General features: G+C 66.4%; 18 protein-coding genes and 8 tRNA genes. 5 read left to right on the top strand and 21 right to left on the bottom strand.

Going from position 1 to position 20,799, the window contains the following annotated elements:
- Positions 1-195 precede the first annotated feature (195 nt).
- Together gloB and AC2EWF_RS04040 are read left to right on the top strand one after the other, a co-directional pair.
- Complete coding sequence (gloB, locus tag AC2EWF_RS04045) at positions 196-963, top strand: hydroxyacylglutathione hydrolase (protein WP_483638055.1); 768 nt, start codon at positions 196-198, stop codon at positions 961-963.
- Positions 960-2,195 (top strand): LysM peptidoglycan-binding domain-containing protein, encoded by a 1,236-nt coding sequence (locus AC2EWF_RS04040; RefSeq protein ID WP_483638054.1) that lies wholly within the window; start codon positions 960-962, stop codon positions 2,193-2,195. Before gloB ends, AC2EWF_RS04040 begins: the two co-directional genes overlap by 4 nt.
- 95 nt (positions 2,196-2,290) lie before the next feature.
- Here the strand turns inward: AC2EWF_RS04040 and AC2EWF_RS04035 are convergent, their stop codons facing one another.
- The 16 genes from AC2EWF_RS04035 to rlmE form a co-directional block, all read right to left on the bottom strand.
- Positions 2,291-4,195 carry a SurA N-terminal domain-containing protein gene (locus AC2EWF_RS04035; protein WP_483638053.1) on the bottom strand — a complete coding sequence of 635 codons (1,905 nt, stop codon included), beginning with the start codon at positions 4,193-4,195 and terminating at the stop codon, positions 2,291-2,293.
- Positions 4,196-4,340: 145 nt separating this feature from the next.
- A tRNA-Asp gene (locus AC2EWF_RS04030) sits at positions 4,341-4,417 on the bottom strand.
- A 9-nt stretch (positions 4,418-4,426) separates the two neighbouring features.
- Positions 4,427-4,501 (bottom strand) — tRNA-Val (locus AC2EWF_RS04025).
- Positions 4,502-4,520: 19 nt separating this feature from the next.
- Complete coding sequence (locus AC2EWF_RS04020; protein ID WP_077483600.1) at positions 4,521-4,793, bottom strand: HU family DNA-binding protein; 273 nt, start codon at positions 4,791-4,793, stop codon at positions 4,521-4,523.
- 340 nt (positions 4,794-5,133) lie between these two features.
- Positions 5,134-7,620 carry an endopeptidase La gene (lon, locus tag AC2EWF_RS04015; RefSeq protein WP_483638052.1) on the bottom strand — a complete coding sequence of 829 codons (2,487 nt, stop codon included), beginning with the start codon at positions 7,618-7,620 and terminating at the stop codon, positions 5,134-5,136.
- Positions 7,621-7,822: 202 nt separating this feature from the next.
- Positions 7,823-9,115, bottom strand: coding sequence for an ATP-dependent Clp protease ATP-binding subunit ClpX (gene clpX / locus AC2EWF_RS04010; RefSeq protein WP_483638051.1), 1,293 nt, complete (start codon positions 9,113-9,115; stop codon positions 7,823-7,825).
- Between the two features lie 172 nt (positions 9,116-9,287).
- Positions 9,288-9,911, bottom strand: a complete 624-nt coding sequence (gene clpP, locus AC2EWF_RS04005) for an ATP-dependent Clp endopeptidase proteolytic subunit ClpP (RefSeq protein WP_367843495.1) — start codon at positions 9,909-9,911, stop codon at positions 9,288-9,290.
- 82 nt (positions 9,912-9,993) lie between these two features.
- Positions 9,994-11,286, bottom strand: coding sequence for a trigger factor (gene tig / locus AC2EWF_RS04000; protein WP_483638050.1), 1,293 nt, complete (start codon positions 11,284-11,286; stop codon positions 9,994-9,996).
- Between the two features lie 82 nt (positions 11,287-11,368).
- Positions 11,369-11,454 (bottom strand) — tRNA-Leu (locus AC2EWF_RS03995).
- Between the two features lie 201 nt (positions 11,455-11,655).
- Positions 11,656-11,731: transfer RNA gene (locus tag AC2EWF_RS03990), tRNA-Lys, on the bottom strand.
- A gap of 14 nt (positions 11,732-11,745) precedes the next feature.
- A tRNA-His gene (locus AC2EWF_RS03985) sits at positions 11,746-11,821 on the bottom strand.
- A gap of 16 nt (positions 11,822-11,837) precedes the next feature.
- Positions 11,838-11,914: transfer RNA gene (locus AC2EWF_RS03980), tRNA-Arg, on the bottom strand.
- A gap of 24 nt (positions 11,915-11,938) precedes the next feature.
- Positions 11,939-12,015: transfer RNA gene (locus AC2EWF_RS03975), tRNA-Pro, on the bottom strand.
- A gap of 176 nt (positions 12,016-12,191) precedes the next feature.
- Positions 12,192-12,268, bottom strand: a tRNA-Arg gene (locus AC2EWF_RS03970).
- Between the two features lie 277 nt (positions 12,269-12,545).
- Positions 12,546-14,501, bottom strand: coding sequence for an ATP-dependent zinc metalloprotease FtsH (gene ftsH, locus AC2EWF_RS03965; protein WP_483638049.1), 1,956 nt, complete (start codon positions 14,499-14,501; stop codon positions 12,546-12,548).
- Positions 14,498-15,148, bottom strand: coding sequence for a 23S rRNA (uridine(2552)-2'-O)-methyltransferase RlmE (gene rlmE / locus AC2EWF_RS03960; protein ID WP_483638048.1), 651 nt, complete (start codon positions 15,146-15,148; stop codon positions 14,498-14,500). Before rlmE ends, ftsH begins: the two co-directional genes overlap by 4 nt.
- A 76-nt stretch (positions 15,149-15,224) precedes the next feature.
- Here rlmE and yhbY point away from each other — a divergent pair, with 76 nt between their 5' ends.
- Positions 15,225-15,521, top strand: coding sequence for a ribosome assembly RNA-binding protein YhbY (gene yhbY, locus AC2EWF_RS03955; RefSeq protein ID WP_483638047.1), 297 nt, complete (start codon positions 15,225-15,227; stop codon positions 15,519-15,521).
- The gene (locus tag AC2EWF_RS03950; RefSeq protein WP_483638046.1) at positions 15,521-15,895 is read left to right on the top strand and encodes an Mth938-like domain-containing protein; all 375 of its coding nucleotides are present in this window, start codon (positions 15,521-15,523) and stop codon (positions 15,893-15,895) included. Before yhbY ends, AC2EWF_RS03950 begins: the two co-directional genes overlap by 1 nt.
- A 4-nt stretch (positions 15,896-15,899) precedes the next feature.
- On the opposite strand, the gene AC2EWF_RS03945 is transcribed toward AC2EWF_RS03950, so the two are convergent.
- The 4 genes from AC2EWF_RS03945 to surE are packed head-to-tail and all read right to left on the bottom strand — an operon-like array spanning position 15,900 to position 19,043.
- Positions 15,900-16,871 carry a peptidoglycan DD-metalloendopeptidase family protein gene (locus AC2EWF_RS03945; RefSeq protein WP_483638045.1) on the bottom strand — a complete coding sequence of 324 codons (972 nt, stop codon included), beginning with the start codon at positions 16,869-16,871 and terminating at the stop codon, positions 15,900-15,902.
- Positions 16,872-16,920: 49 nt separating this feature from the next.
- On the bottom strand, positions 16,921-17,529 hold the full coding sequence (locus AC2EWF_RS03940) for a YqaA family protein (RefSeq protein ID WP_483638044.1): 609 nt from the start codon (positions 17,527-17,529) through the stop codon (positions 16,921-16,923).
- 26 nt (positions 17,530-17,555) lie between these two features.
- On the bottom strand, positions 17,556-18,251 hold the full coding sequence (locus tag AC2EWF_RS03935; protein ID WP_483638043.1) for a protein-L-isoaspartate(D-aspartate) O-methyltransferase: 696 nt from the start codon (positions 18,249-18,251) through the stop codon (positions 17,556-17,558).
- A gap of 3 nt (positions 18,252-18,254) precedes the next feature.
- On the bottom strand, positions 18,255-19,043 hold the full coding sequence (gene surE, locus AC2EWF_RS03930; RefSeq protein WP_483638042.1) for a 5'/3'-nucleotidase SurE: 789 nt from the start codon (positions 19,041-19,043) through the stop codon (positions 18,255-18,257).
- Positions 19,044-19,169: 126 nt separating this feature from the next.
- Here surE and AC2EWF_RS03925 point away from each other — a divergent pair, with 126 nt between their 5' ends.
- On the top strand, positions 19,170-19,712 hold the full coding sequence (locus AC2EWF_RS03925; RefSeq protein WP_483638041.1) for a Smr/MutS family protein: 543 nt from the start codon (positions 19,170-19,172) through the stop codon (positions 19,710-19,712).
- Positions 19,713-19,780: 68 nt separating this feature from the next.
- Here the strand turns inward: AC2EWF_RS03925 and truD are convergent, their stop codons facing one another.
- Positions 19,781-20,797 carry a tRNA pseudouridine(13) synthase TruD gene (truD, locus tag AC2EWF_RS03920; RefSeq protein ID WP_483638040.1) on the bottom strand — a complete coding sequence of 339 codons (1,017 nt, stop codon included), beginning with the start codon at positions 20,795-20,797 and terminating at the stop codon, positions 19,781-19,783.
- Positions 20,798-20,799 lie beyond the last annotated feature (2 nt).

Raw genomic sequence — 20,799 nt, 5'->3', positions numbered from 1 at the left:
GCCCGCAGTGTAGCGTTTGGCGACGCCGACTGTGTCGCAAACCGTTGCGGACACACCGCACATCGCTGAATCGCCACCCTTGGCATTAACGACATGCTAACGAGTCGCCGGGACAGGCTGTTTATAGTCGCCCGGTTCGCGCATGCCGGGATGGCTGCGTCTGCACGTTAGTAAACCAACGCAGCGGAGCATGCCATGCACCTCGTACCGCTGTCGGCACTGACCGACAATTACATCTGGTTGATGCATGACGATGCGGGCCACGCGCTCGTCGTCGATCCCGGCGACGACGCTCCGGTGGAGCAGGCCCTCGCCGCCCGCAAGCTGCAGCTGAAGGCTATCCTGCTGACCCACCACCACCACGACCATGTCGGCGGTGCGCTGACGCTGCGCCGGCGGCACGAGGTGCCCGTGTACGCACCCGAGGATACGCGCATCGAGGCAGCCACCGTGCGCGTACGCGATGGCGAGCGCATCAGCCTGTCCCAGCCACGAGCCCGCTTCGAGGTGATCGCGGTACCGGGTCACACGCTGAGCCACGTGGCCTACTACGGCGAAGGCGTGCTGCTGGCCGGCGATACCTTGTTCAGCCTCGGCTGCGGTCGCCTGTTCGAGGGCACGCCTGCGCAGATGCTGGCCTCGCTGGATCGCCTCGCGGCGCTGCCGGCCGACACCCTGCTCTGCTGCGGCCACGAATACACCGCTGCCAACGGCCGTTTCGCGCGTGAGGTCGAGCCGGACAATGCCGATCTGTCGACGCGCCTGCGAGAGGTGGATGCGCTGCGCGCGCGTCAGCGTCCCACGCTGCCGGTATCCATAGCCAGCGAACTGGCGACCAATCCCTTCCTGCGCACCGACGTGCCGAGCGTGGCCGGCTGGTGCCTGCGGCAGCCCGGCCATCCCGCGGATCGCACCGCCCGCTTCGCCGCCATACGCGCGGCCAAGGACGCATTCCGCGCATGAGCAGACGCCCTCATCCGAAACGGCTGTTGCCGCTGGCGCTCTCGGCCCTGCTCGCCGCCTGCGCCACCACGCCACCGCCACGCTCCGGGTCGGGACCAGGTCCTGTTCCATCCGCACCCGCCACCATCGAAACGTCACCACCCGCCATCATGGCGGCGCCGGCGCCCAAGGCAAGCGACATCTGGGATCGGTTGCGCGGCAGTTTCGCGATGGCCGATTGCGATACCGATCCCGCGGTGATGACCTGGGCGCATCGCTACACGCGCAACCCGCAGCTCTTCGAGGAGGAAGCGCGCAAGGCGTTACCCAAGCTCACCTATGTGCAGCAGGTTGCGGCCGAGCATGACGTGGCCGGCGAGTTCGTGCTGCTGCCCTGGATCGAGAGCGGCTTCCGCCCGATTCCCGGCAGGCGCGGGCGCCCTGCCGGCATGTGGCAGATCATGCCGGCTACGGCGGCCGCAATGGGGCTGCGCGTGGATCGCCACTACGATGGCCGCCTCGATGTGCAGGCTGCCGCCGATGCGGTGATGAAGCTCCTGCGCCGCTACTACGAGCAGTTTCACGACTGGCGCGTTACCGACTATGCCTACAACGCCGGCGAATTCCGCGCCCGCAAGCTCCTTGAGCAGCACGGCCTGCCGCCGGAGAGCCCGGTGATCCCGCGCTGGCCGGTGCATGACATCACCCGCGAGCATCTCACCAAGCTGCTGGCGATGGCCTGCGTGGTGCGCGAGCCGGATCGCTTCCACGTCAGCCTCCCCACGCTGACGCCCAGCCAGCACCTCGTTTCGGTACCGTTGCCGCACTCGATGCCGCTGTCGCGCGCCGCCGACCGCGCCGGCATGCCGCTGCACCAGCTGAAGGACCTCAACGCCGCCTTCCGCAACGATGTCGCCGACACCAGTGTCGCGTCCTACCTGATGATGCCGGTCGGCCACGCGCAGCAGTTCCGCGATGCGCTGCTGGAGCAGGTGGCCAGCGCCAGCGCCGACCGCCTGCCCGACGCCGGCTTCGCGACCGGCATCGGCGCCGCCGATGCGAGCGAGGGCGGCACGAAATCCGCGCAGCAGGTCGCGGCACGCGTACAGACACACCGCGTGAAGTCCGGCGAAAACCTGTGGCAGCTGGCCCGTCAATACTCGGTCAACGTGGGCGACCTGCAACGCTGGAACCACCTGCACGGACAGGCGATCAAGCCAGGCCAGGTCCTCAAGGTCTCTGCCTCGCGCTGAACTAGCCGGTGCCTCGCCACCGGTCACCGCGACACGCATGCGAACAAGGCGGCCTTGGCCGCCTTGTTCGCATGCTCCGTATCGACCGGGGACTTTTACATCCGGTCCTTGGCAATCTTGATCTCGGTGCTGTTGCGCAGCGACTTGATCAACTCCTGGGTAGCTACGGCGCCATACGCCTGGACCATCTGCTGGCGCAGCATGTCGCGCTGCTCGGGCGTGACTTTGGACAAGTCCGCGCCCTGCACCTTGTCCACCGCCAGCAGCGCATAGCTGCCGTCGTGCATGTCCACCGCGGCGTACTGCGGCTTGCCGTCGACGGGGTGCGGCAACAGGAAGGCCTCGTCGCGCAGAGCCGCCGGCACGTCCGTCTGGATGCGCACAACGTCCTTCGCGCTCTTGATGCCGGCGTTGGCGGAGGCCGCCACGGCGGCCAGCGTCTCGCCCTTCTGCAGGCGCGCCAGCAGGGAATCGGCCTGCTGCTTCGCGGCTGCCTCGATGCGCTGGTCCAGGATGGTCTTGCCGATCTCGTCATGCACCTGGGCCAACGGCTTGGCGGCGGCGGGTACATGTTTCGCCACGCGGACCACTACCGCGTCGTCGTTGCCGAGCTCGATGAGGTTCGAGTTGTTGCCCTGCGCCAGCACGTCGTTGGCGAACGCCGCCTTGATCACCTTGGGGTTGGCCGCGATGCCCTCGCCGCCCTGGCGCGAGAACAGCGCCGTGGTCTTGATCGAGAGACCCAGCGCCTGCGCGGCCGGTTCGAGAGAGGACGGGTTCTGGTAGGCGTTGTCCGACAACTTGCCGGCCACTTCGTTGTACTTGCGGTCCTTGTCGCCCGCCGTGGCCTCGGCCAGCAACTGGTCGCGCACCTCCGCGAACGATTTGGCCTCGCCGCTGCGGATGTCGCGCAGCCAGATGATGTCGTAGCCGTCCGGGGTCAGCACCGGCTTGGAGATCTCGCCCTTCTTCAGCGCGAACATCGCGGTATCAAAGGCGGCATTGGTCACGCCCTTCTGCAGCCAGCCCAGGTCGCCGCCCTGGCGCTTCGAACCCAGATCGTCCGAGTCCTGCGTGGCCAGCTTGGCGAAGTTGTCCGGCGTGGCTTCGGCGGCGATCTTGTCGGCCTTGGCCAGCGCGGCCTTCTGCTGGTCAGGCGTGGCGTTCGCGGGTACGTTGACCAGGATGTGCGACACCTCGCGCTGTTCGGGCTGCACGAAGCGTTGCTTCTCGCTCTCGTAGCGCTTCATCAGGTCGGCGTCGTTGGGCGCCGCATCCGGCTTCAGGTCGGCGCCATTCACCTCGATATATTGCAGCGACACCTGCTCAGGGGTCATGTAGTCGGCGAGGTGCGCCTTGTAATAGTCCGAGATCTGCGCCTCGGTGACGCTGGGGTCGGCAGGCTGCGGCTTGGGCAGCACGGAGTAGCTGAGGTCGCGGCGCTGCATGCGCAGGTCGAGGTAGCGATCCATCTCGGCGTCGGTGACGATGGTGCTGGCGTCGATCGCGTTCGGCAGCGCCTGCGTGGACAACGAGGCGCGCACTTCGTCCTGGAACATCTCGGGTGTCTTGCGCTGCTCGGCCAGCAGGGTGCGGTACGTGGCGGGATCGAACTGGCCGTTGACCTGGAACGCGGGAATGGCCGCGATGTAGTCCCGCACGGCCTGATCGGGCACGCGAATGCCCCAGTCCTGGTTGGCCTTCAACAACAGCTGCTGGTCGATCATGCCGTCCAGCACCTTCAGCTTCATTTCCGGCTTCTCGAATGCGTCCGGATCGAAGCTGTCGCCCTGTTCGGCACTCAGCTGCTGGCGCAGCTGGTTCATGCGGCCCTGGAAATCCTGCTGGCTGATCTCGTGCTTGCCCACCTTCGCCACATAGGTGTCGGCGCGGGACGCGATATAGCCCTCGATGCCGAAGAACGACATCGCGAAGGTGGCCAGGCCGAGAAGGACCGCGGCGGGCCATCCGTGCATCTTGTTACGCATTGCCTGCAGCATTACCTAACCTTCCTGCCAGTGTTGATCGGCGCCCTCGGCGCACGTTGCATGAACCATTGAGCGCCGGCGTGGCACCAGTTACGGCGGATTCCCCGGGAGCGCCGTCCAAACGACAAGGGCGCCACAGAGGCGCCCTTGCGAACCGTGGCGGAGCGGACGGGACTCGAACCCGCGACCTCCGGCGTGACAGGCCAGCATTCTAACCGACTGAACTACCGCTCCACAGTTTTCTGGTGGGTGCTGTAGGGATCGAACCTACGACCATCGCCTTGTAAGGGCGGCGCTCTACCGCTGAGCTAAGCACCCGAAACCGAGCGTCAGCCGCTCAGTTTAGGGCGTCCTTGAGCGTCTTGCCAGCCTTGAAGGCGGGAACCTTCGAAGCCTTGATCTTGATCGTCTCGTTGGTGCGCGGGTTGCGACCGGTACGGGCGGCACGCTTGCGCACGGTGAAGGTACCGAAACCGACCACCGACACGTCCTCACCCTTCTTCAGCGACTTCTGCACGACCTCGAAGAACGCTTCGAGCGCGCGACCGGCGTCGGCCTTGGTCAGTTCAGCCTTGTCGGCGATGGCATTGATCAGATCGGTTTTATTCATTGAAAGCTCCCTAGTACGTTTTGCGGCAGGCTCGCCCCGTGGCATGGGCGCACGCAGCCGCCGTGGATGGTTGGTACCCGCTTGGCGCCGTAACGCAACCCCGCATCACGGTCACATGCAGCAGGCGCCGGGATTGCGGTCTCGCCTTTATACCAGTGCCTCGCCGAACACCGCAATACAAGCTGCAGCAAGGTTTTCAGGCCACATGCAGCGGTGGTGGCGAATTGCCGGCGACTGCAGCACAAAAGACCCGCAACGCCTGCGGATTCCCCGTAACACACGAAAATGCAAGGCGCCGGGTCCACGTCGGGACCCTGTCGCGCCTTGCCTGCGGACCGCCTCAATGGGGGCGCGCGTGGGACTCCGCCTCGTCGACGTCCGCCTGCTCCTCACGCGCTGCGCGCGATTCCGGCTTCGCCTCGCTCGGCTGCAGCGGACGCTCCAGCGCGATGTCCAGCACTTCGTCGATCCACCGCACCGGGTGGATCTCCAGCGAAGAGGTGATGTTGGCCGGCATATCGGCCAGATCCTTCTTGTTGTCCTCGGGGATGATCACCGTGGTGATGCCGCCGCGGTGCGCGGCCAGCAGCTTTTCCTTCAGGCCGCCGATCGGCAGCACGCGGCCGCGCAGGGTGATCTCGCCGGTCATCGCCACCTCCGAGCGCACCGGCACCTTGGTGAGCGCGGACACCAGCGCGGTGCACATGCCGATGCCGGCGCTGGGGCCATCCTTCGGCGTGGCGCCTTCGGGCACGTGCACGTGGATATCGAATTTCTGGTGGAATTCGGGATCGATGCCCAACCGGTCCACACGCGCGCGCACCACCGACAGCGCGGCCTGGATCGACTCCTTCATCACATCGCCAAGCTGACCGGTATGCACCAGCCGCCCCTTGCCGGGCACCACCGAGGCCTCGATGCTGAGCAGCTCGCCGCCCACCTGGGTCCACGCCAGGCCGGTGACCAGGCCCACCTCGTTCTGCAACTCCTTGCGGCCGAAATCGAAGCGGCGCACCCCGAGATAATGGTCGAGGTTGGCCGATTCCACCATGACGGCTGCCGCGGCTTTCGCCTTGCCTTTCGCCGATCTGGCCACTGGCTTGGCCTTGCCTTTGGCCTTGCGCACCTCACCCAGCGTGAGCTCCTTCACCACCTTGCGGCAGATCTTGGAGATCTCGCGTTCGAGGCTGCGCACGCCGGACTCGCGCGTGTAGTAGCGCACGATGTCGCGCACGGCGTCCCCGGACACGCTCAGCTCCTCGGGCTTCAACCCGTTCGCCTTCAGCTGCTTCGGCAGCAGATACTTCTGCGCGATCGCCAGCTTTTCGTCCTCGGTGTAGCCGGGGATGCGGATGACCTCCATGCGGTCGAGCAGCGGACCCGGGATGTTCAGCGAATTCGCGGTGGCGATCCACATCACCTCGGAAAGGTCGAGGTCGACTTCGAGATAGTGGTCGTTGAACGCATGGTTCTGCTCCGGATCAAGTACTTCCAGCAGCGCCGAGGACGGGTCGCCGCGGAAATCCATCGACATCTTGTCGATCTCGTCCAGCACGAACAGGGGGTTCTTGCTGCCGGCCTTGTTGAGGTTCTGCACGATGCGGCCCGGCATCGAACCGATGTAGGTGCGGCGATGGCCGCGGATCTCGGCCTCGTCGCGCACGCCGCCCAGCGACATGCGGACGAATTTCCGGTTGGTGGCCTTGGCGATCGACTGGCCGAGCGAGGTCTTGCCCACGCCGGGCGGGCCGACCAGGCACAGGATCGGCCCCTTCATCACCGATACGCGGTGCTGCACGGCAAGGTATTCGAGGATGCGGTCCTTGACCTTCTCCAGGCCGAAGTGGTCGGCGTCCAGCACCTGCTGCGCCATCGCCAGGTCCTTGCGCACCTTGCTGCGCTTCTTCCACGGCACGCCTACCAGCCAATCCAGGTAGTTGCGCACCACCGTGGCCTCGGCCGACATCGGCGACATCTGGCGCAGCTTGCCGAATTCCTGCCGCGCCTTGGCCAGTACCGCCTTCGGCATGCCGGCGTTCTCGATTTTTTTCTGCAGCTCCTCGACTTCGTTCGGGCCGTCCTCGCCCTCGCCCAGCTCCTTCTGGATTGCCTTCATCTGTTCGTTGAGGTAGTACTCGCGCTGGCTCTTCTCCATCTGCGACTTCACGCGGCCGCGGATGCGCTTCTCCACCTGCTGCAGGTCCATCTCGCCGTCGACAAGGCCGATCAGCAACTCCAGCCGCTCGCCCACGTCGGCGGTTTCCAGCACCTTCTGCTTGTCGGCCATGCGCACCGACAGATGCGCGGCGATGGAATCGGCCACGCGCGAGGGATCCTCGATGCCGGACAGACTGGCGAGCACCTCCGGCGGCAGCTTGCGGCTCTGCTTCACGAGTTGCTCGAACAACGAGATCAGCGTGCGCGAGACTACGTCAAGCTCGCGCTCTTTCGCGCTGTAGATCGGCGCGATCACGCGCGAGCGCGCCACCAGCATGCCGCCGTCCTCGTGACAGTCCTCGATGGACACGCGCGACTGGCCCTCGACCAGCACCTTCACCGTGCCGTCGGGCAGCTTCAGCAGTTGCAGCACACCGGCCAGCGTGCCGATCTGCTGCAGATCCTCCACCGCGGGATCGTCGATGTCCGGGCTTTTCTGCGCCACCAGCAGGATCTGCCGCTCGCTCTCCATCGCGCGCTCGAGCGCGCGCATGGACTTGTCGCGGCCAACGAACAGCGGGATGACCATGTGCGGATAGACCACCACGTCGCGCAGCGGCAGCACGGGCAGCGTGTCGAGTACGGCAGGCGGGGGGGAATTCTTGGCCATCGAGGAGGTTCTCACGGGAATCCGGCGGGACAAGCCCGACACTGCGCCGGGCACCATGACACGTCAAGTGGAGGCGAACCGGCCGGTACGCAAGCCATGCTGGGGGGCGCCCCCCGTGTCCGGCGGGCGGCACGGGACAAGCGCGCAAAACAAAACGGCCCCGGCGCGGGCGCCGGAGCCGTTCGGCTGGAACCTGCGGCGATCAGGCGGCGTCGCCACCATCGCCCGCCGCGCGCTGCTGCAGGTTGCCACGGTAGATCAGGTAGGGTTCGGCCTGGCCTTCGATCACCGCGTCATCCACCACCACCTTGCTGACATGCTCCAGCGAGGGAAGCTCGTACATGGTGTCCAGCAGTACCTGTTCGAGGATGGTGCGCAGGCCACGGGCACCCGTCTTGCGCTTGAGCGCCTTTTTGGCGATCGCCTGGAGCGCCTCGGGGCGGAACTCCAGCTCCACCTCCTCCATCTCGAACAACTTCCTGAACTGCTTGGTGACCGCGTTCCTGGGCTCGGTGAGGATCTTCACCAGCGCCGCCTCATCCAGCTCGTCCAGCGTCGCGACCACTGGCAGGCGACCGACGAATTCCGGGATCAGCCCGAACTTCACCAGGTCCGCCGGCTCCACGTCAGCCAGCGTCTTGCCCAGGTTCTGGGTGCGCTCCTTGCTGCGCACCTCGGCGCCAAAGCCAATGCCGGTGCTCTCGGAGCGCTGCTGGATCACCTTCTCCAGCCCGGCGAACGCGCCGCCGCAGATGAACAGGATGTTCTTGGTATCCACCTGCAGGAATTCCTGCTGTGGGTGCTTGCGCCCGCCCTGCGGCGGCACCGACGCCAGCGTGCCCTCGATCAGCTTCAGGAGCGCCTGCTGCACGCCCTCTCCCGACACGTCGCGGGTGATCGAGGGGTTCTCGCTCTTGCGCGAGATCTTGTCGATCTCGTCGATGTAGACGATGCCCGACTGCGCCTTCTCGACGTCGTAGTCGCACTTCTGCAGCAGCTTCTGGATGATGTTCTCGACGTCCTCGCCCACGTAACCGGCCTCGGTCAGCGTGGTGGCGTCGGCGATGGTGAACGGCACGTTGAGCAGGCGCGCCAGCGTTTCGGCGAGCAGCGTCTTGCCCGAGCCGGTGGGACCGATCAACAGGATGTTGGACTTGCCCAGTTCGATGTCATCGTTCTTCTGGCGCGATTCCATGCGCTTGTAGTGGTTGTACACCGCCACCGCCAATGCCTTCTTGGCGCGGGTCTGGCCCACCACGTACTGGTCGAGCGACTCGCGTATTTCCTTGGGCTTGGGCAGCTGGGTGCGACCGGAGGCGGCTTTCTCCTCCAACTCCTCGCGGATGATGTCGTTGCACAACTCCACGCATTCGTCGCAGATAAACACGGACGGGCCCGCGATCAGCTTGCGCACCTCATGCTGGCTCTTGCCGCAGAAAGAGCAGTAGAGAATTTTCCCGCCGTCGCTGGAACGCCCCTGCCGATCGTCGCTCATACTTTGATTCCGCTGGTGAAACCGAGGGTGATTCAGGTTGCGGCCCGAGAATAGCACAGGGCTCCGCGCCTGCTTGCAGACGCGAAGCCCGTCAACTCAGGCCGTGGCCGTGATGAGTGCGGCCATGGATGGCCGCCCGTTTGATCTTCGCGATCAGGGATGATCGCAAAAGTTAAGCCGACTTGACCGTGTCGACGGCTCGGCGATCAAGCACCGCGTCGATCAGGCCGTATTCGCGGGCCGCCTCGGCGCTCATGAAGCGGTCGCGCTCCATGTCGCGCTCGATCCGGTCGAGCGGCTGGCCGGTGTGCTGCACGTAGATGTCGTTGAGGCGACGGCGCAGGTACAGGATTTCCTGCGCCTGGATCTCGATGTCGGTGGCCTGGCCGCGCGCGCCGCCCGAGGGCTGGTGGATCATCACGCGCGAGTTCGGCAGCGAATAACGCTTGCCCTTGGCGCCGGCCATCAGCAGCAGCGAGGCCGCACTGCAGGCCTGGCCGATGCACATGGTGCTGACATCGGGCTTGATGTACTGCATGGTGTCGTAAATCGCCAACCCCGCCGTGACCGCACCACCCGGGCTGTTGATGTACAGGTGGATGTCCTTGTCAGGGTTCTCCGACTCCAGGAACAGCATCTGCGCGACCAGCAGGTTGGCCACCTGGTCGTTGACCTCGCCCACCAGGAAGATCACCCGCTCCTTGAGCAGGCGCGAGTAGATATCGTAGGAGCGCTCGCCGCGGGCAGTCTGCTCGACGACCATCGGCACCAGGTTGAGGTTCTGAATCGGTTCCATGGTCTTTGCGCTCTCCGGTTATGTGCCTTGAGTATGCCATCGGGCCCGGCGAGCGCCGGACCCAGTGGACGGCGCTGGATGATCAGGCGCCCGCGGGACGCATCACCTCGTCGAAGCTCAGGTCCAGGTTGGTGGTATTGGCGTGCTCCGCCACCCACTCCGCCACCTGGTCCTCCATCACGCGGTTCTGCAGCCCTGACATCAACTGGGGGTCGCCGTTGTAGAGTTCAATGACCTTTTCCGGCTCCTCGTAGGTCGAGGCGATCGCGGCAAGCTGCTCGGCTACGCGCTTGCGGTCGATCTTCAAATCCTGCTTGCGGGCGATCTCGCCCATCAGCAGGCCGGCGATCACGCGCTTGCGCGCCATTGGCAGCGCGGCCTCGACCATTTGCGGCGGCGGCTGCTGGCCGCGCGGCACGCTGGCCGCTGCCATCGCCTGCGCTTCGGACTGCACCATCAGCTTCGGCACGTCCAGCCCCCCATGCGCCTCGGCCAGCTTCTCGGCCACCTCGGACTTCAGCCGGCCCATCAGGGCCGCCTTCAGCTCGCGCTCGAGGTTCGCGCGAACCTCTTTGCGGAAATGCTCGAGATCGCCGTCGGCGATGCCAAACAGCTTGGCGAACTCGGCGTCGATCTCCGGCAGCTTCGGCTCCTGCACCTTGACGACCTTGAAGCTCACCTTGGCGTGCTTTCCGGCCAGGCTCTCGTTGCGGAAGTCTGTGGGGAATTCGATGTCGGCATCATAGCTGTCGTCGGCCTTGCGACCGGTCAGCGCCTCGTCCAGTGCCTTGAACAGGTTGCCCGAACCCAGCACACTGCCAGCGCGCTCCAGGCCTTCGGCCGGGAAGCGATAGTCGCCGGCCTGTGCGGCGTACTCGAACATCACGAAGTCGCCCTCGGCCGAGGCGCGCTCGACCAGCTCGAAGCTGCGGCGCTGCTGGCGCAAGGTTTCAAGCATCTTCTCCACGTCGGCGTCGGCCACCTCGGCGCGCGGACGCTTGATCTCCAGTGCGGCAACATCGACCGCCGGGAACTCCGGCATCACCTCGAAGGTGGCGGTGTAGGCGATCTCGCCGTTCTCCGGCTTGCCGGTGGTGTCGATCGCGGGATTCGCGACGGGCTGCAGCTTCTCCTGTGTCACCGCCTCGCGCAGCGTGCTGCCGATCAGGTCGGACAGAACTTCACCGCGCACCTGCTCGCCGAAACGCTGCTTGATGACGGCCACCGGCACCTTGCCCGGACGAAAACCCTTCAGGCGTACCGTGCGCCCCAGCTCCGCGATACGCGCGTTCACCTGCGTCTCGTAACGCTCGGCGGGAAACTTCACCGTGAGCTTGCGCTCAAGCGTGCCGATGCTCTCAACCGAAACCTGCATGTCGTCTCCTGGAACCTGATTGTTGTGGCGCCCGTCGGGCGCCCTGGCGGCAACCGTGCGGCGCCGGAAAATCATCGGGAAGTGGTGCGAAAGGCGGGACTCGAACCCGCACGGGGGTTACCCGCCAGAACCTAAATCTGGTGCGTCTACCAGTTCCGCCACTTTCGCCCTGCCGTGCCCGGCCGCCACGACGGAAGCGGCGCTCGCGCCACGCCCGCCCCACCGCAGCCTAAGTCGATGATTACCCAGCGCTAAAGCGGCTCATTGTACGGTCGCGCGAAGGTGCAGCACAAGCAGGCGACGCGCGACGCCCGGGGCTTGCTTCGCCCCAAAACGAAACGCCGACCGCGAGGGTCGGCGTTTGCGAATTGGTGGGCCGTGTAAGATTCGAACTTACGACCAATTGATTAAGAGTCAACTGCTCTACCAACTGAGCTAACGGCCCTGAAACTTGAATTTTGGGGTGAACGATGGGACTCGAACCCACGACAACCGGAATCACAATCCGGGACTCTACCAGCTGAGCTACGTCCACCATAAGCATTTGTCAGTGGTGCGCCCGACAGGACTCGAACCTGCAACCGTCGGCTTAGAAGGCCGATGCTCTATCCGGTTGAGCTACAGGCGCGGACGCCGAGGCAGAACACGCAACTGGTCGGGGCAGAGGGATTCGAACCCCCGACTTTTGCGTCCCAAACGCAACGCTCTACCAGACTGAGCTATACCCCGAACGAGCCCGCGACAGCCTTCATCAACGGAGCCTTGGAATGCTACGGATGACCATGCCGGCCGTCAATCCGCGAACATCGCTCAGGGCACCTTGCCCACCGTCCCCCGGCATCGGCGATGCCGCCTGCTCCGAGGGGGCAGGACGAGACGCGAACGCCTCGCCATGCAGTACAAAATGGCGCGCCCGGAGAGATTCGAACTCCCGACCACCTAGTTCGTAGCCAGGTACTCTATCCAACTGAGCTACGGGCGCGCACTGAACTTGCCACTCCGCCGACCGGTTTCCCGAACCGCCGAAGCGAGGAGCGGAATTATTCAGGGTCGTGCCACGAAGGTCAACACCTTTCGTGAATTTTTTTCACGTGCGTTGCCGACGACCTGCCCTTTCCACACCCCGGCATGCGGAGATTCCGCCGGACGGCAAGCGACGGAACAACGCCGGCATCGCGCAAAGGACGAAGGGAGCGGACGTCGCCGCTCCCTTCGCAAGATCCGCCCACTCCGGGTGTATGGACGTCCAGACGTCCGTATCAGGTATCCAGGCCGGAGCGGTTCTGCGTCGCCGGGTCGCCCACCTTGCCCACCGTGGAGTCCCCGCCCTTGGGGGGCGGCGGTGGTGGCGTCGAACCGCCGCTGGTGTTGCGATTCCAGTCGGCGGGCGGACCCGGCTGGCGACCGGCCATGATGTCGTCGATCTGGTGCGCGTCGATCGTCTCGTACTGCAGCAGTGCTTCGGCCATCGTGTGCAGCTTGTCGATGTTGTCGTTCAACAACTGCGTGCTGCGCGCATAGGCACGATCCAGGATGCCACGCACCACCTCGTCGATCTTGCTGGCGGTCTCGTTGGAGATGCTCTTGTGTTGCGTCACCGAGCGGCCGAGGAACACCTCGTCCTCGTCCTCACCGTAGGTGATCGGGCCAAGTTCGTCGGACAGGCCCCACTTGGTCGCCATGTTGCGCGCCATCTTGGTGGCGCGCTCGATGTCGTTGGAGGCACCGGTCGTGACCTTGTCGGCGCCGAAGATCAGCTCCTCGGCCACGCGGCCACCGTACAGCGAGCAAAGCTGCGACTCGATCGCCACCTTGTTCATGCTGTACTTGTCGCCTTCCGGCAGGTACATGGTGACGCCGAGCGCGCGGCCACGCGGGATGATGGTGACCTTGTACACCGGGTCGTGCTCGGGGACCAGGCGGCCGACGATGGCGTGGCCGGCTTCGTGGTAGGCGGTGAGCTTCTTCTCGTCTTCGCTCATCGCCATCGAGCGGCGCTCGGTGCCCATCAGGATCTTGTCGCGCGCCTTGTCCAGATGAATCATGCGCACTTCGCGCGCATTCTCGCGCGCGGCGAACAGCGCCGCCTCGTTGACGAGATTGGCGAGATCGGCACCAGAGAAGCCCGGGGTGCCGCGCGCGATGGTCATCGCGTCGACGTCGCTGGCGAGCGGCACCTTGCGCAGGTGCACCTTGAGGATCTGTTCGCGCCCCTTGACGTCGGGCAGGCCCACCACCACCTGGCGGTCGAAGCGGCCGGGACGCAGCAGCGCCGGGTCGAGCACGTCGGGGCGGTTGGTGGCAGCGATCACGATGATGCCCTCGCTGCCCTCGAAGCCGTCCATCTCCACCAGCAATTGATTGAGGGTCTGCTCGCGCTCGTCATGGCCGCCGCCCAGGCCGGCGCCGCGATGGCGACCGACCGCGTCGATTTCGTCGATGAAGATGATGCACGGCGCATGCTTCTTGGCCTGCTCGAACATGTCGCGCACGCGGCTGGCGCCCACGCCCACGAACATCTCCACGAAGTCGGAACCGGAGATCGAGAAGAACGGCACCTTGGCCTCGCCCGCGATGGCCTTGGCCAGCAGGGTCTTGCCGGTGCCCGGCGGCCCCACCATCAGCACGCCGCGCGGGATCTTGCCGCCCAGCTTCTGGAACTTGGACGGGTCGCGCAGGAACTCGACCAGTTCGCCGACCTCCTCCTTGGCTTCGTCGCAACCCGCCACGTCACTGAAATTCACCTTGATCTGGTCTTCGCCCTGCAGCTTGGCGCGCGAACGGCCGAAGCTCATCGCGCCGCGGCCGCCGCCGCCGGATTGCATCTGGCGCATGAACCAGATGAACACGCCCACGATCAGCAGCACCGGCAGCCAGCTCACCAGCAGCCCCAGCAGCGAGAACCCTTCGGCCGGGTCCTGGCGCACTTCCACGCCCTTGTCCTGCATCTGCTTCACCACCTGGTTGGTGGAGAAGCCCAGCATGGGCGCCACCGTGCGGTAGCTGGAGCCATCCTTCAGCTTGCCGCTGATGGCGGGAGGCGAATCGGCGCTGATCACGGCACTGGAGACATTGCCGTTGGCCACGCTCTGCACGAAGCTCGAATAGGCCATGTTCGACGATGAACCGCCGTGCGGGTTGAAGCTCTGGAACACGGTGAACAACACCACCGCGATGATGACCCAGAGCAACACGTTTTTCGCTGTTTCATTCATGCGCGGTTCCCGCCCGGTTGCGCCGCGACGGCCTTGCGGCCGGTCGCCAGTGCGTACACCTCGCGCGAACGTGCGCGTGAGGCCTTTGGTTTACGCATCGTCACGCGCGAGAAGTCCGCGCGCAAGCTGCGAATGTAATCGTCGAAGCCGGCGCCCTGGAACAGCTTGATCAGGAACGCGCCGCCCGGTTTCAGCCATTGCCGGGAGAAATCCAGCGCCAAATCGGCCAAGTCCATCGCCCGGATCTGGTCGGCCAAGGCCACTCCGCTCATATTGGGGGCCATGTCGGACAGTACAAGATCCACCCTCTGCCCCTCCAGCCGTGCCTCCAGCGCCCGCAGCACGCCTTCCTCGCGGAAGTCGCCCTCAAGGAAATCCACCCCGGCGATGCCCTGCATCGGCAGGATGTCCAGGGCGAACACCTTGCCATTCTCGCCCAGCCGCTGGCGCACCAGCTGCGACCAGCCACCCGGTGCGGCGCCCAGGTCCACCACGGTCATGCCCGGCTTGAGCAGGCGGTCGCGGTCGATCAGCTCCTCCAGCTTGTAGACGGCCCGCGAGCGCACGCCTTCGGCCTGCGCCTTCTTCACGTAGACGTCGCTGAAATGTTCGCGCAGCCAGCCGGCGCTGCTCTTGCTGCGGCTCATGGGACAGCATCACTGCAGGGGAATCGAGGCGCATGATACCCTTTGCTGCTCACTCCCCGCGAATCGAAGCCGCCGCATGGCCCTCTCCCCCTCGCAGATCCGTTACCTGCGCAGCCTATCCCATGGCCTGAACCCCGTCGTCCTGCTCGGCAACAAGGGCGCCAGCGAGGCCGTGGTCAGGGAGCTCGGCCAGGCGCTGGAGATCCACGAGCTGGTCAAGGTAAAGCTTTCCGGCGGCGACAAGGAAGAACGGCAGGCCCAGCTCGACACCTTGCTGGCCGGCACCGGAGCCGAGGCAGTGCAGCAGATCGGCCATGTCGCCGTGCTGTTCCGCCGCAACGCGGATGAACCGAAGATCGCGCTGCCACGCTGATGGATCTTTCGCTCGAGCGTCCGGAGGGTTACCTGTTCGTGCGTCGGGTCGGCGAGCATGGCATCACCCTGATCGACCGCGAACTCACTGACAGCTTCTTGCTGGCGCCTGACCGCGTGGTGGAGCACTGGCCGGTGCACGCGGCCGGCGCGCTCGATGCCGGGCATGTCGAGACACTGCTCTCGCTGCAGCCGGAACTGGTGTTGCTGGGCACCGGCGCGCGCCAGACGTTCCCCGCCGCCGCCTTCATGGCCGGCTTCTTGGGCAGGGGCATCGGCATCGAGGTGATGGACAACGCCGCCACGGCCCGCACCTACAACCTGCTGGCTGGCGAAGGGCGGCACGTGGTCGCCGCGTTCATGCTACCGGCCTGAACCCTCATCGCCCCGGCAGATAGTTCAGCGGGTCGACCGGGTTGCCGTCCTTGCGGATCTGGAAGCCCAGCTCGACGCGCGAAGCGCCGCTGGACCCCATCTCGGCTATCTCCTGGCCGGCGCTGACGCGCTGCCCTTCCTTTACCAGCCGCTTGCTGTTGTGCCCGTAGGCCGACAGCAGGCTGTCGTTGTGCTTGATGATGACCAGCTCGCCGTAGCCGACCAGGCCGTTGCCGCTGTATACCACCACCCCATCGGCCGCGGCACGCACCGGATCGCCCGCCTTGCCGGCAATCTCGATACCCGGCACCGCGTCTCCGGCCGTGAAGCGCTTGATGACCTGGCCGTCCGCCGGCCAGCGCCAACTCACCCCGCCCTCCGCGCGCGAGCCGCCGCCCGCCGCCGCCGGAGCCGGCGGCGGCACGGCTGCCTTCGGCTCCCCCGCCACCGGCACCTCGGTGCTCACCGCCGCGGCCGGCACGGCTGCGACGGCCGGCGCATGCACGGCATGGGTGGCGGCCGACCCGGTCGCCATCGACACGCGAGGGGCGCCCGGCGGCGCCGAAGCCGTTGCCGGCACGTTTTCAAACGTGGGAGCCGCCGGAGCCGCGGCTGCGGACGCCGGCCTCGTTCTTTCGGTCCTGGCCACGGCGGGATGCGAGGCCGGCGCGCCGCCCGTCGGCGGCGACAGGCGCAAATGCTGGCCGGGCCAGATTGTGTAGGGGGCGGCGATGCCGTTCCATTTCGCCAGGTCGCGGAAATCCACGCCCTTGCGAAAGGCGATCGAGTACAGGGTGTCGCCCCGCACCACCGCGTAGCTGCCACCGGGAACCGGGGTGCGCGCCGCCGCCGGAACGGCATGGCGGCCGCCCTGCCCGGTGGCTGGCTCCACCACAACGGTGCTGCAGGCGGATAACGCCAGCAGGGCGAAGGCAGGCAGCCACGGGGCGAGGTATCGATTCATGCGCGCCAGCATAGCGAGGCCTCCCTGTTTTTTCATGCGCGGCGCGGCGCGGACGCGCGGCTCAATGCCGCCAGGCCCACCACGCAAGCAGCAGGCCCAGCAGTACCAGCACGATCCAGCCGATCCACTCGATGTACTTGTGCAACAAGTGTTCGGCGCGCTCGCCGAACAGCCAGATCAGCAGCGCCAGCAGCCACACGCGCTTGCCGCGCCCCAGCGCCACGCAGCCGAGGAACGGCAGCACCGGCACGCCGACGATGCCCGACGCCCATGTCACGAACTTCATGGGCACCACCGGCTGCAGCGCGGCGAGAATCAGCACGCCGTAGAGTCCCCAGCGATGTTCCGCCATCTGTGTGCGCAGGCTTGCTACGCCCTGGTCGATCGGCGCCAGCAGGTGCAGCGTACCCAGCAGAGGCTTCAGCGCCTCGAACGCCCAGTGCCCCAGCGCGTAGCCGACCAGCGAGCCCAGCAGCGAGAACGCAAGGCTGACGTTGGCGTAGAAGAATGCCCGGTGCCGCTTGCCCAGCATCATCGGCGCCAGCATCACTTCCGGCATGATCGGGAAGATGAAAGCCTCGAAAAAACTGAGCGCGCACAGGTAGCGGATCGCGCGCGGATGACGCGCCCACACCAAGGCGCGGGCGTACAGCATGCCGAACAGGCGCATCTAGCCGGTTTTCCTTACGACGTACATCAGCCGATGCCACCCAAGAGCGGCACGAAGCTCACCGCGCCGAGTTCTTCCTGGGCGAAGTCGCCCTCTCCATCGCCACGCAGGCGGATCAGTACCTGGCTGCTGGGCGAACCCACCGGGGCCACCAGCACGCCGGTGGGGCTGAGCTGCTCGAGGATGCGGCTGGGGATGGTGTCGCCCGCGGCAGTGAGGATGATCGCGTCGAACGGCGCCTCGTCGGCCCAGCCCAGCTTGCCGTCGTCGTGGCGCGAGCGGATGTTGGCAAGGCCCAGCTGGCGGAAGCGCCGGCGCGCCTGGCGCAGCAGTTCCTCGATGCGCTCCACGGTGTAGACCTGTTCCACCAGCGCGGCCAGCACGACTGCCTGGTAGCCGGAGCCGGTGCCGATCTCCAGCACCCGGCCGGGCTTTTCCTTGCGCGCGTCGAAGTGTTCCAGCAGTGCCTCGGTCATCCGCGCCACGACCCAGGGCTGGGAGATGGTCTGGCCATGGCCGATCGGCAGCGCGGTGTTCTCGTAGGCGCGCGAGTGCAGCGCCTGGTCGATGAAATGGTGGCGCGGCACGTTGCGGATCACGTCGATCACCCGCGGGTCGCGGATGCCACCCTCGCGCAGCTGGGTGGCGAGACGGTCGCGCGCGCGCTGCGAGGTCATGCCCTCGCCCTTCAGTGCCGCGGGAGGCAGCGTATGCATGTTCATCCCTCAGGCCGCCTTGGGGCCGGGAGCGGCCATGTCGTCGCTGAGCGTCTGCATCCAGCTGCTGACCTTTTCGAGCGCCTGGAAGCGGGTGAGGTCGACGTGGATCGGCGTCACCGATACGTAGCCGCGCCGCACCGCGTCGAAATCCGTGCCGGGACCGGCATCATCCACCTCGCCGGCGGGGCCGATCCACCACACCGGGCGACCGCGGGGGTCGGTCTGCGCGATGCACGGCGCCGCGCGATGGCGGCGGCCCAGCCGGGTGACCTCGAAACCGCGGATCTCCTCCCAGGGGCGGTCCGGCACGTTGACATTGAGGATGGTGTCGGCAGGCAGCGGATCGACCAGCAACCGGCGCATCAGCAGCAGCACCGCATTCGCCGCCGCATCGTAGTGGATGCCGCGGTGGTCGTCGCTGACCAGCGACACGGCGATCGCCGGCAGCCCGAGGAAACGCCCTTCCATCGCCGCCGACACCGTGCCCGAATAGATGACGTCGTCGCCGAGGTTGGCTGAGTTGTTGATACCCGAAACCACTATGTCTGGCTCGTTCTCGAGCAGGCCGGAGAGCGCCAGGTGCACGCAATCGGTCGGCGTGCCGGCGACGCGGTAGCGGCCGTCCTCCATGTGCAGCACGCGCAATGGCGCGTCCAGGGTCAGCGAATTGCTGGCACCGGAGCGGTCGCGATCGGGCGCCACCACCGTCACCTCGCCCACTTCACCGAGGCGCTCGGCAAGTACGTGAATGCCTTTCGCATCCACGCCATCGTCGTTGCTGACAAGAACTCGCATGCTGATCCGTGTTGAGTCGACCGCAGCGCATCGCCATTCGTGGCCTGCGCACCCTGCAACTGCCCGAGTTTACCGGAGCGCCCTCACCGTTTCACGGCCAAGCACGCCACTTGCTAGCATCACCGCATGAAGCGCCGCCCGCCCGACGTGATCAGCGAAGACGACGCCCGCCTGTTTCGCGAGGCGATCGGCGAAGTGCACCGGATCGAACCGGTGGCCGCGCCGCCGGCAGCGCCCAAGCCCTTGCCGCGGCCACGCATGTTCGAAGCCGACGAGGCCGCAGTGCCGGGCGAGCTGCTGGATATGGCCTTCGATCCGGCCTGGCTGGAGGTAGGCGAGGAGCTGGGCTTCCTGCGCGAGGGCTATCCGCCAAAGCTGCTGCGCCAGCTGAAGCGCGGCCAGTTCAGCGTGCAGGACGAGCTTGACCTGCACCAGATGAACGCCGCTGCCGCGCAAGCCTCCATCGCGACCTTCCTGGCCGAGGCACGCCGGCGCGGGCTGCGCTGCGTACGCATCATCCATGGAAAAGGGTTGCGCTCGAAGGCCGCCGGTCCGGTGCTGAAGGCGCTTACCGACCGCTTGCTGCGCCGGCGCGATGACGTGGTGGCCTTCGCGTCGGCGCGACCGGCGCAGGGCGGCACGGGTGCGGTGGTCGTTCTCCTGAAGTAGGAGCGCACCCTGTGCGCGAACGCTTTTGGCACGATCGGCGCCAGAGCATTCGCGCACAGGGTATGCTCCTACAAGGTGGCCGCCACTTCCCGCGCCACCACCGTCGCATACGCCCCCGCCGGCAGCTCGAACGACAGTTCCAGCACATCGTTGGCCAGCCAGCGCCAGCGCAGATCCTTCGGCAGCAGGCGCAAGGGGCGGCGCTCCTGGTCCATGCGCGCGGCGGCAATTCCCTCGGCGAGATCGGCATGGGCGGCAGCGACGTCGCGCTCCAGCGCACCGGCCTCGCCCGCGGTCGGCGGTTCGCCCTGCCCCCACAACGGCCCGGAAGGGTGGATGTCGCCGCTGGCCAGGCGCTGCGCCAGGATGTCCGTATAAGGCTCCGGCCCGAACCATGACCGCGAACCGGCCAGCGACCAGATCTCGCCGTCCAGCGGCGCATCCCATGTGCCGCGTTCGACGCGGGCGGCGAGCACGCTGTTGAATATCTGCGAGCGGGCGGCGGAGAGCAGGAAACCGCGCTTGTCGCGATCCACCCGACGTCCCTCGAACATCGCCCGCGCCTGCGCCAGATTGCCTCCTTCGCGGCCGAAGCGCTGCTCGCCGAAATAGTTCGGCACGCCGCGGGCGGCGATCGCGGCCAGCACTTGTTCGGCGCGGTCGCGCTCGCCCCGCACCTCGCGCAGCACCAGCACGAAGCGGTTTCCGCGCAGGGCACCGCGCTTGAGCTTGCGGCCGTGGCGGGTGGCGGCCAGCACCTTCACTTCCGCGTGCGGAAACGCAGACCAGTCCGGGCCAGGCTTGCCCGCCAGTTGCACGGAGAAGGCCTGCCGGGTCACCGCATGGCGATCCTTGAGACCTGCGTAACCAACCGCCAGCGGCGGCACGCCGGCGAACCTTGCCAGTTCGCGCGCCACCCAGTCGGTATTCGCGCCGCGCTTTTCCACCCACAGCAGCGCGTGCTCGCCGTTGCCGTCGGCGTCGTAGCCCAAGATTTCCTCAACGAGGAAATCTTCATAAGTAAAGCGAAGACGTGCAGCCAACGGCGGAGCAACGCCATGGGCGAACGGCAGTTCAATGGACATGG

Source organism: Rhodanobacter sp. sgz306013 (genome assembly GCF_057031145.1).
This window is presented reverse-complemented; position numbering and strand designations above follow the sequence as displayed.

What these genes read in the sequence shown, in the direction of transcription:
- gloB (WP_483638055.1), top strand. Translation starts at nt 196, where the DNA reads ATGCACCTCGTACCGCTGTCGGCACTGACCGACAATTACATCTGGTTG.
- AC2EWF_RS04040 (WP_483638054.1), top strand. Translation starts at nt 960, where the DNA reads ATGAGCAGACGCCCTCATCCGAAACGGCTGTTGCCGCTGGCGCTCTCG.
- AC2EWF_RS04035 (WP_483638053.1), bottom strand. Translation starts at nt 4,195, where the DNA reads ATGCTGCAGGCAATGCGTAACAAGATGCACGGATGGCCCGCCGCGGTC.
- AC2EWF_RS04020 (WP_077483600.1), bottom strand. Translation starts at nt 4,793, where the DNA reads ATGAATAAAACCGATCTGATCAATGCCATCGCCGACAAGGCTGAACTG.
- lon (WP_483638052.1), bottom strand. Translation starts at nt 7,620, where the DNA reads ATGGCCAAGAATTCCCCCCCGCCTGCCGTACTCGACACGCTGCCCGTG.
- clpX (WP_483638051.1), bottom strand. Translation starts at nt 9,115, where the DNA reads ATGAGCGACGATCGGCAGGGGCGTTCCAGCGACGGCGGGAAAATTCTC.
- clpP (WP_367843495.1), bottom strand. Translation starts at nt 9,911, where the DNA reads ATGGAACCGATTCAGAACCTCAACCTGGTGCCGATGGTCGTCGAGCAG.
- tig (WP_483638050.1), bottom strand. Translation starts at nt 11,286, where the DNA reads ATGCAGGTTTCGGTTGAGAGCATCGGCACGCTTGAGCGCAAGCTCACG.
- ftsH (WP_483638049.1), bottom strand. Translation starts at nt 14,501, where the DNA reads ATGAATGAAACAGCGAAAAACGTGTTGCTCTGGGTCATCATCGCGGTG.
- rlmE (WP_483638048.1), bottom strand. Translation starts at nt 15,148, where the DNA reads ATGAGCCGCAGCAAGAGCAGCGCCGGCTGGCTGCGCGAACATTTCAGC.
- yhbY (WP_483638047.1), top strand. Translation starts at nt 15,225, where the DNA reads ATGGCCCTCTCCCCCTCGCAGATCCGTTACCTGCGCAGCCTATCCCAT.
- AC2EWF_RS03950 (WP_483638046.1), top strand. Translation starts at nt 15,521, where the DNA reads ATGGATCTTTCGCTCGAGCGTCCGGAGGGTTACCTGTTCGTGCGTCGG.
- AC2EWF_RS03945 (WP_483638045.1), bottom strand. Translation starts at nt 16,871, where the DNA reads ATGCTGGCGCGCATGAATCGATACCTCGCCCCGTGGCTGCCTGCCTTC.
- AC2EWF_RS03940 (WP_483638044.1), bottom strand. Translation starts at nt 17,529, where the DNA reads ATGCGCCTGTTCGGCATGCTGTACGCCCGCGCCTTGGTGTGGGCGCGT.
- AC2EWF_RS03935 (WP_483638043.1), bottom strand. Translation starts at nt 18,251, where the DNA reads ATGAACATGCATACGCTGCCTCCCGCGGCACTGAAGGGCGAGGGCATG.
- surE (WP_483638042.1), bottom strand. Translation starts at nt 19,043, where the DNA reads ATGCGAGTTCTTGTCAGCAACGACGATGGCGTGGATGCGAAAGGCATT.
- AC2EWF_RS03925 (WP_483638041.1), top strand. Translation starts at nt 19,170, where the DNA reads ATGAAGCGCCGCCCGCCCGACGTGATCAGCGAAGACGACGCCCGCCTG.
- truD (WP_483638040.1), bottom strand. Translation starts at nt 20,797, where the DNA reads ATGTCCATTGAACTGCCGTTCGCCCATGGCGTTGCTCCGCCGTTGGCT.